The sequence below is a fragment of the Stenotrophomonas sp. GD04145 genome (genome assembly GCF_029835135.1).
In the GTDB taxonomy this organism is placed as follows: Bacteria; Pseudomonadota; Gammaproteobacteria; order Xanthomonadales; family Xanthomonadaceae; genus Stenotrophomonas; species Stenotrophomonas maltophilia_P.
On sequence record NZ_JAODZG010000043.1, the window covers coordinates 19,663 to 27,706 of the forward strand.

Here is an 8,044-nt window from a genome sequence, read left to right on the forward strand (position 1 = left end):
GAACGCCGCCGCCACATTGCTGAACCCCGCCGGGGAAACGCCGTCGATCCTGCCGGCATCGTCGGCCGACGGCTTTCCCCGGTGTCGGCTTTCCGACACAATCAGGGCTCTTCCCGGGTTATCGTCCCGTGGACATGCACGCCTACGTCTATAAAAGCCAACTCAAGCCGGACACCTTCGTCTACGTTCCCCGACGCGATGACTTCAGCGCGCTGCCTGCGCCGCTGGTGGCGTCGCTGGGCACGCTCACCTTCGTCCTGGACGTGGCCCTGGAGCCGCAGCGCCGCCTCGCCCAGGCCGATCCGGCCAAGGTGCGCAGCGAAATGAGCGAACGCGGGTTCTACCTGCAGGTGCCGCCGTCGGTGACCAGCATGATGCCGCGCCACAATGACTGAGCTTTCCCGTCCGCGCGCCCTGTCGATCGCCTTCGTCCTGGGTGCCCTGCTGGCGCTGGGTGCCGCCGTCGGCGGCCTGCCGGGGGCGGTGCTTGCTGCGCTGGCGCAGCCGGCGTATGCCCTGGGCATTTCGTGGTGGCGGCGCAGCCGTGCGGTACTGCCGCCGAAGTTGATCGCGCAGCAGGACCTGCCGGCCCTGCTGGCGCTGTGGACCGCCGCGCCGGTACTGCTGGCCCTGCTGCTGGCCTGGCCGCTGGCGGCACTGCGCGACAGCGGCAGCCTGGCGGCGGTGCTGGGGCTGAGCGTGCTGGTCAGTGCCGGTTTGCTGGCGGCCTGGCGTACGTGGCCGCTGTGGAATGATGTCGAGCGGCTGGATGGCAGCCTGGCGCAGCACTGGCAGGCGTTGGCCGGCCGTGACCTCACCGCCTGGCGTGGCCTTGTCGTGGCCGCGCTGGTGATCGCGCTGGCCGCACTGGTGGTGTTGCCGGCATGGCCAGGGCTGCTGCCGGAAAGCGCGCGCTGGCCCGCCACGTTGACCGTGCTGCTGGGGTCGCCGTTGCTGCATCTGCTGCTGCAGCGGGTCGCACCGGCGCCACTGGTGTCGCTGCGCGTGAACCCGGGCCCGCTGGCCGATGCCGGTGCGGCACACGCGCCGCTGTTCCCCGCTGCCAGCGAGACCACGCCGCTGGAGGCGATGGCCCCGCAGGAACTGACGCCTGCGCTGCATGAAGCGGCGCGCCACGGTCGCATCGACCGGGCGCTGCAGCTGCTGCAGGCCGGCGCGGACCCGCACGCGTTGCCGGACCCGAACTGGCGTGATCAGCGCAGCCTGGCGGTACTGGCGGCGGTGTTGCCGGACCTGCGCCTGCTGCGTGAACTGATTGCCCGCGGGGTCGATGTGAACGCGCCGCACCGGGGCATGACGCCGCTGCTGGCGGCCACCCGCGACAGCTGGCATGGTCGCCCCGAAGCCGTGATGACCCTGCTGGCCAATGGCGCCGATTCTCGCGCTACCGACAGCGAGGGCAACACGCCGCTGCACCACGCGGCTCGAAGCTCCGACCCCGGCGTTGCCGCGCTGCTGCGCGATGCCGCGGCCGAAGTGGATGCACTCAACCACGAGGGCTGGTCCCCGCTGGCCGTGGCCTGCCAGGTAGGCAACTGGCGCCTGGCCCGCTTCCTGCTCGAACGCGGTGCCCGCACCGAGCCGGCGGACGGCACGCCGGTCCTGCTCGCCGCAGCCGCCACCGAAGACGATGATCCGGCCGGCGTGCAGCTGCTGCTCAAGCACAAGGCGCGTGCGGATGCGCGCGACCGCCAGCGTCGCAGCGCACTGCACGAAGCGGCCCTGGCCGGCCACGTTGAAATCATCGGCGTGCTGCTCGCTGCCGGTGCAAACCTGGAAGCACGCGACGCGCTCGGTCGCACGCCGTGGCTGGAGGCCGCGCGTGCCGGTCGCGCCGCCGTCATCGAACACCTCCTGCCGCACAAGCCCGACCTGGTGGCTGTCGATGGCGAGGGCCGCAACGCGGTGCAGCTGGCGGCCATGGCCGATACGGTTTCGCCCCTGCTGGTCAAGCGCCTGGTCGAACTGGGCATCACCGCCGATGCGGCCGATCCGGTCGGTCGGCGTGCGGTCGACTACGCGGCCGAAGCCGGTCGCTGGGCCATCGTCGCGCTGCTTGATCCGTCCTATCCGCTGCCTGCGGCGGTCAGCGATGGCCTGGCCGAGCGCGGTGAGGCCGCCAGCGCCAGTGGCCTGCTGCCTGATCGGCCGCCGCTGACCCTGCTGCGTGAAGCACTGGGCTTCGGCAACACCGACGGCATGGCCGCCCTGGCCAGGCTGTGCCAGCCGCAGGAGCTGGGCAGCCTGCTGCTGGATCCGGAGCTGGCGCTGGAGCCGCGTGCCGTGGATTGGCTGCTGGCCCATGGTGCCGACCCCTATGTGCGAGATGCCTGCGCCGACACGCCGATGTTCGCGCTGCTGTCGCGCGGCGTCGATGCGGTGCCGGCGCTGCAGGTCATGCTGCAGCATGGCCTGTCGCCGGCCGGCCGCGGCGGCCTGGCCCGTTTCCTGGCCGCCTGCGCGCAGCACGATCAGGCGGCCCGCGGACTGGAACAGCTGGCGCTGGAACTGCTGGAGCGGGGTGCTGATCCGTTCGCCGCATCGCCGGCAGGCGATCCGCCGCTGTCGTTGGCGGTGCGCCTGGGCTGGCTGCGCCTGCAGCAGGCCCTGCTCAAGACCGGTGTCGACCGTGAGGCGCGCGACAGCCATGGCATGACCGCCCTGCACCTGGCGACCGCGCTGGCCCGGGAAGGTGCGCTGAAGCTGCTGGTACAGCACGGCGCCTCGCCGGAGGCACGCGCCGCCGATGGCCAGACCCCCCTGGGTGTGGCGCTGTCGAGTGGTCGTCGTGATCTGGCCGACTGGCTGGACTGGCGGGTGTGGCCACTGCCACGCCGTACCCTGCGCGATGCCGACCTGCCCTCTGCGGCGATGGCCGGCGATGTCGATGCGGTGCGTCGCCTGATCGATCTGGGGTTCGCCGTTGATGCCGTGGATGCGCAGGGCTGCACGGCGCTGCTGCGTGCCGCCGGCGGCGGCCACCTGGCGGTGACCGACCTGCTGCTGGCACGGGGCGCCGATCCGCAGCACGCAGCGGCCAGCGGCGCAACGCCGTTGTCGGCCGCGGTCAGCATGCGCCAGGTCGAGATCGTGTCGGCCCTGCTCGATGCCGGTGCCAAGCTCGAACACCGGCTGCCGGGGGGAGTGACCGTGCTGATGCTGGCCTCCGCGCTGGGCCTGCCGGACATCGTCGCGCGCCTGCTGACCGCAGGTGCCGATGTACACGCCGGAGACGCGCAGCAACTGGGCCCGCTGCACTGCGCGGCCCTGTACGGCTTCAGCGCACGTGACCGCCCGCGGTTGCTGGCGTTGCTGGACACGCTGCTGCTGGCCGGTGCCGAACCGGACCAGGCCGCCGCCGGTTCGGTCACACCGCTGCTGCTGCTGCTGGGAGCGCGCGCCGAGCCGGGTACGGCCTGCGACGAGCAGGTGGTGATGGCCGCGGTGGAGCGTCTGCTGGAAGAGGATGTCAGCCTGGACGTGCGCGATCCGCGTGGTTTCGGCCCGCTGCACCTGGCGGCGCTGCACGGCCTGCCGCTGCTGGTACAGCGCCTGCTGCGTGCCGGCGCCGACCCAGACGTGCGGGACAGCCTGAACCGCAGTCCGCGCGAGATCGCCGTGATGCGTGGCTTCATCGACGTTGCCGGCGAGTTCGAGCCGCGCGTACCGGGCGTGTCCTCGATGGCCCGGTTCCTGCGCGACAACGGCTGAGAATCGGGGTCAGAACCCTTTCCGTTGGAAAGGGCGCTGACCCCGATCCTGCGGATCCTGCCGCTGGTGAATGCCGAGCGATGCTCGGCCCCTTTGCGCCGTCAGCGCTGCGTGTCGCCGTCGCTTTCCGCGTCGGCCTCGAACAGATGCATCAGGTCATTGCGGGCATCGCGCGAGGTCTGGATCACGGCCGCCTCGTCGTCGTACACCAGATACTGGTCGCGCAGCAGCTGTTCGTCGTGTTCGCGGAAGCGCTGCACATGGCGTTGGGCAACCTCGGGTGCCACCCCCAGCGCGGTCAGCACGCGACCGCTCATTTCCAGGCTGGTAGCGAACACTTCGCGGAACGGTTCGGCCGACATGTCCATCAGTCGCCATGCATGCTGGCGGTTGCGCGCACGTGCCAGCACCTTCGCCTCCGGATACAGGCGCCGCACCATCCGTACCGCACGCAGATTGGTCTCCGGGTCGTCCACGGTGATCACGAACACATCGATATGTTCACCACCGGCGGCGCGCAGCATCTCCGGGCGCGTCGGATCGCCATAGTAGAGCTGGTTGCCGAAGCGACGCAGGTCGGCCACCGTGTCCGGGTTCGCTTCCAGTGCCACGAACGGCACCTTCTGTGCGGTCAGCAGGCGCGCGATCACCTGGCCGACGCGGCCCATGCCGGCAATCAGGACTTTCGGCCGGTTGTCCGGCGCGACCTTGTCGGCGTCGGCCGCGGCGCGCGGGGCCACCTTCTCCTGCCCGAGCAGCCGCATCAGGGCGATCATCAGCAGCGGCGTGATCGCCATCGACAGGCCGACAATGGCCACCAGCCGGTCGTGGTTGGCGTTGCCCAGCAGATGCGCGCGCTGCGCCTCGTTGAACACCACGAAGGCGAACTCGCCGCCCAGCCACAGCACGCTGCCCAGCAGCAGCGATTGCCGCGAACCCAGCCGGGCAATGCGGCCGATGGCATACAGCAGACTGAACTTGACCACCAGCAGGATGGCCACGCCAGCGGCGATCAGCCACGGCTCGGCGGCGATGCGGTCGAGATCGATGCCCATGCCGACGGCGATGAAGAACAGGCCCAGCAGCAGGCCCTTGAACGGCTCGATCTGCGCTTCCAGCTCGTGCCGGAACTCGGAATCGGACAGCAGCACGCCGGCCAGGAACGCACCCAGGCTGGGGCTCAGGCCGGCCTCCTGCATGAACCACGCCGTGCCCAGCACGACCAGCAGGGCGGTGGCGGTGAATACCTCCGGGCTGCGGGTACGGGCGATGACACCGAACAGCCGGCGCAGGACCGGCCGCCCGCACAGGATCACCACGGCCAGCGCGCCCAGCGCCACTGCGGCGTCCTCCCAACGCAGCGTCTGGTTCTTGACGCCGCCCAGCAGCGGGATGGCCGCCAGCAGGGGGATCGCGATCAGGTCCTGGAACAGCAGGATGGCAAAGCCGAGCCGGCCGTGGTCGCTGTTGATCGCCTTGTGCTCGGACAGCAGCTGCAGGCCCACGGCCGTGGAGGACAGCGCCAGCGCCACGCCCACCACCAGCGCGCTCTTCCACTGGAAGTGATCGAGCAGCAGCAGGCCGCCCAGTACCAGGCCGGACAGCGCCACCTGCGCGGCACCGGCGCCGAACACCGAGCGCCGCATCACCTTCAGGCGGGCCGGCGACAGTTCCAGCCCGATCACGAACAGCAGCATCACCACGCCGATCTCGGCCGCACCGAGGATGCGGTCGGCGTCCTGCACGAAGCCCAGCCCATCCGGCCCCAGCACCACCCCCGCGGCCAGGTAGCCCAGTACCGCGCCGAAGCCGAAGCGCTTGAACACCGGCACCGCGATGACGGCCGCCAGCAGCAGGACCAGGGCCAGTTCCAGACCGCCGCTATGCATGGGAATACCTGGTCATCGCAGAGGCCTGCCGTACGTGGGTGCGGGGAGGAGAGGGGCGGCGGACGCCGCTGCGACATTATGCGCGCCGCATCGTGCACGCGCGGCAATGGCCGCTGCGGGTTGACCTGCGCGGCCGGCAGGTCCAGACTGCCCGCCGCTGGCGGCCTGCCGCCGGCACACGCATCCCGGAGTTCCCAACCCATGTCCAGCGACAGTAGAAGTCGACCTCGTTCGACGCCAGCGATGGCCACCGCCTGACATCGGGACGGTTCGCCTGCGTTGGCGTTGCGCGAGGTCGCACCCCACAAGGCAAACCGATGAACCAGAAGCAATTGCTGCGTCCAGTGGCCGATGCCGCTGCATTGGCGGCACCGCTGGCGGACTACAACACCGCCGACGCGGTGGAGTTCCTCAACACGCTGGAGCTGCAGCGCGCTGCCGACACGCTGGCGGCGCTGCCGCTGCCGCGTGCAGTGAAGATGCTGGAAGCCCCCGAACTGCATCGCAGCGGCGAGCTGGTGGCCGCGCTGCCGCCGGCGCGGGCCGCTGCGCTGCTCGGGCTGATGGCCGACGACCGCGCCACCGACATCGTTCACGAACTGGATGAGGACGAGCGCGCGCGGCTGATCCCGTTGCTGGGCGCCGATGCCCGCCAGGCCATCCAGACGCTGCTCGGCTACCCGCCAAACACGGCCGGTGCGCTGATGACCACCGAGTACGTCGCCGTGCCGGCCAGCTGGACGGTGGCGCAGACGCTGCAGCACATCCGCCAGGTCGAGCGCACGCGCGAGACCGTGTACGCGATCTACGTCCTGGACCCGGCCAGCCAGCGTCTGCAGCAGGTGGTGACCATGCGCCGCCTGATCACCGGCCTGCCCGAGGAGTCGATCCTCGAGGTGGCCCAGGTCAATCCGCCAGTAACCGTGGACGCGTTGATGGACCAGGAAGAGGTGGCGCGGCTGATCCGTCGCCACGACCTGCTGGCCATTCCGGTGGTCGATGCCAGCCAGCGGATGCTGGGCATCGTCACCGTGGACGACGTGCTTGATGCGTTGATCGAGGAATCCACCGAAGACGCGCACAAGTTCGGCGGCATGGAAGCGCTGGACAAGCCGTACATGCAGATCGGCTTCCTGGAGATGCTGCGCAAGCGCGCCGGCTGGCTGAGCGTGCTGTTCCTGGGCGAGATGCTGACGGCCAGCGCCATGCAGCACTACGAGGACGAACTGGCACGCGCGGTGGTGCTGACCTTGTTCATCCCGTTGATCATGAGTTCCGGCGGCAACTCCGGCTCGCAGGCCACCTCGCTGCTGATCCGCAGCCTGGCGCTGCGCGAGCTGCGCCTGCGCGACTGGTGGAAGGTGGCCCTGCGCGAGATTCCGACCGGCATGGTGCTGGGTGCCATTCTCGGTGCCCTGGCGATCGTCCGCATCGTCATCTGGCAGCTGGGTGGCCTGCACGACTACGGCGAGCACTGGGTGCTGCTGGCGATCACGATCGGTGCGGCGCTGGTGGGCATCGTCACCTTCGGGTCATTGTCGGGTTCGATGCTGCCGTTCGTGCTCAAGCGGCTGGGATTCGACCCGGCCAGCGCATCCGCCCCGTTCGTGGCCACGCTGGTCGACGTGACCGGGCTGGTGATCTACTTCAGCATCGCCGCGATGATCCTGCGCGGCACGCTGCTGTAGGGCCTGTCGCCCCGCATGCGGCGGGGCGCCGCATCCCCCGCCTGCTTTGTTGCGCTGGATCATGCGCCTGTTGCGCGGGTGCGTGTACCGTAGGCGCATGAGTACCTACCACCTGCAGTCAGTGTTCCGCCCGCAGTCGGTTGCCGTGATCGGCGGCAGTCCGCGCGAGCGCTCGGCCGGCCGCGCGGTGATGCGCAACCTGCGCGGTACGGGCTTCCCCGGCAAGGTGGCGTGGATCAACCCGCGCCATGCCGAAATCGATGGCATCCGCACGGTGAAGCGGCTGAAGGATCTGGACTGGGTGCCGGATCTCGTGGTGATCACCGCGCCAGCCGCCATCGTGCCGCAGGTGGTGCGTACCGCGGCCGAGCGGGGCGTGCAGGCGGCGATCATCCTCACCGCGCATCTGGGGGATGGCCCGGGTTCACTGTCGGCGCAGGTGGAGGCCGTGGCCCGCCGGCACGGTCTGCGCATCCTGGGCCCGCATTGCCTGGGTGTGATCGCGCCGCATGCACGGCTCAACGCCAGCATCGCCGCACACTTCCCGCAGGCTGGCGATCTTGCGTTGATCTCCGAGTCCTCGGCGATCGCCGCGGCGCTGGTGGAATGGGGCGTGGCGCGTTCGGTGGGATTCTCCGCCGTGGTCTCGCTGGGCGATACGCTGGACGTCGACTTCGGCGATCTGCTGGACTATTTCGCCACCGATTACCGCACGCGCGCCATCCTGCTCTACGT

The 8,044-nt window shown here is 70.1% G+C and carries 5 protein-coding genes; 4 read left to right on the forward strand and 1 reads right to left on the reverse strand.

Annotation, left to right across the window (positions count from 1 at the left end; translation table 11 throughout):
• Positions 1 to 134: 134 nt before the first annotated feature.
• Together N7367_RS16065 and N7367_RS16070 are read left to right on the forward strand one after the other, a co-directional pair.
• A complete protein-coding gene (locus tag N7367_RS16065; protein ID WP_053518100.1) occupies positions 135 to 395 on the forward strand; it encodes a YcgL domain-containing protein in 261 nt (86 codons plus the stop codon).
• Entirely contained in the window at positions 388 to 3,732 is a 3,345-nt protein-coding gene (locus N7367_RS16070; protein ID WP_065174279.1) for an ankyrin repeat domain-containing protein, read from the forward strand. The genes N7367_RS16065 and N7367_RS16070 overlap by 8 nt, the downstream gene beginning before the upstream one ends.
• Before the next feature lie 101 nt (positions 3,733 to 3,833).
• On the opposite strand, the gene N7367_RS16075 is transcribed toward N7367_RS16070, so the two are convergent.
• Complete coding sequence (locus N7367_RS16075) at positions 3,834 to 5,621, reverse strand: monovalent cation:proton antiporter-2 (CPA2) family protein (protein ID WP_053518104.1); 1,788 nt, start codon at positions 5,619 to 5,621, stop codon at positions 3,834 to 3,836.
• A gap of 317 nt (positions 5,622 to 5,938) precedes the next feature.
• Here N7367_RS16075 and mgtE point away from each other — a divergent pair, with 317 nt between their 5' ends.
• Together mgtE and N7367_RS16085 are read left to right on the forward strand one after the other, a co-directional pair.
• A complete protein-coding gene (gene mgtE / locus N7367_RS16080; protein ID WP_053518107.1) occupies positions 5,939 to 7,309 on the forward strand; it encodes a magnesium transporter in 1,371 nt (456 codons plus the stop codon).
• Between the two features lie 97 nt (positions 7,310 to 7,406).
• Positions 7,407 to 8,044: CoA-binding protein (locus N7367_RS16085; protein ID WP_279942771.1), on the forward strand; the 638-nt coding region annotated here is incomplete at its 3' end.

Excerpts from the sequence above, each read along its gene's own strand:
- mgtE (WP_053518107.1), top strand. The coding sequence starts at position 5,939 with ATGAACCAGAAGCAATTGCTGCGTCCAGTGGCCGATGCCGCTGCATTG.
- N7367_RS16065 (WP_053518100.1), top strand. The coding sequence starts at position 135 with ATGCACGCCTACGTCTATAAAAGCCAACTCAAGCCGGACACCTTCGTC.
- N7367_RS16070 (WP_065174279.1), top strand. The coding sequence starts at position 388 with ATGACTGAGCTTTCCCGTCCGCGCGCCCTGTCGATCGCCTTCGTCCTG.
- N7367_RS16075 (WP_053518104.1), bottom strand. The coding sequence starts at position 5,621 with ATGCATAGCGGCGGTCTGGAACTGGCCCTGGTCCTGCTGCTGGCGGCC.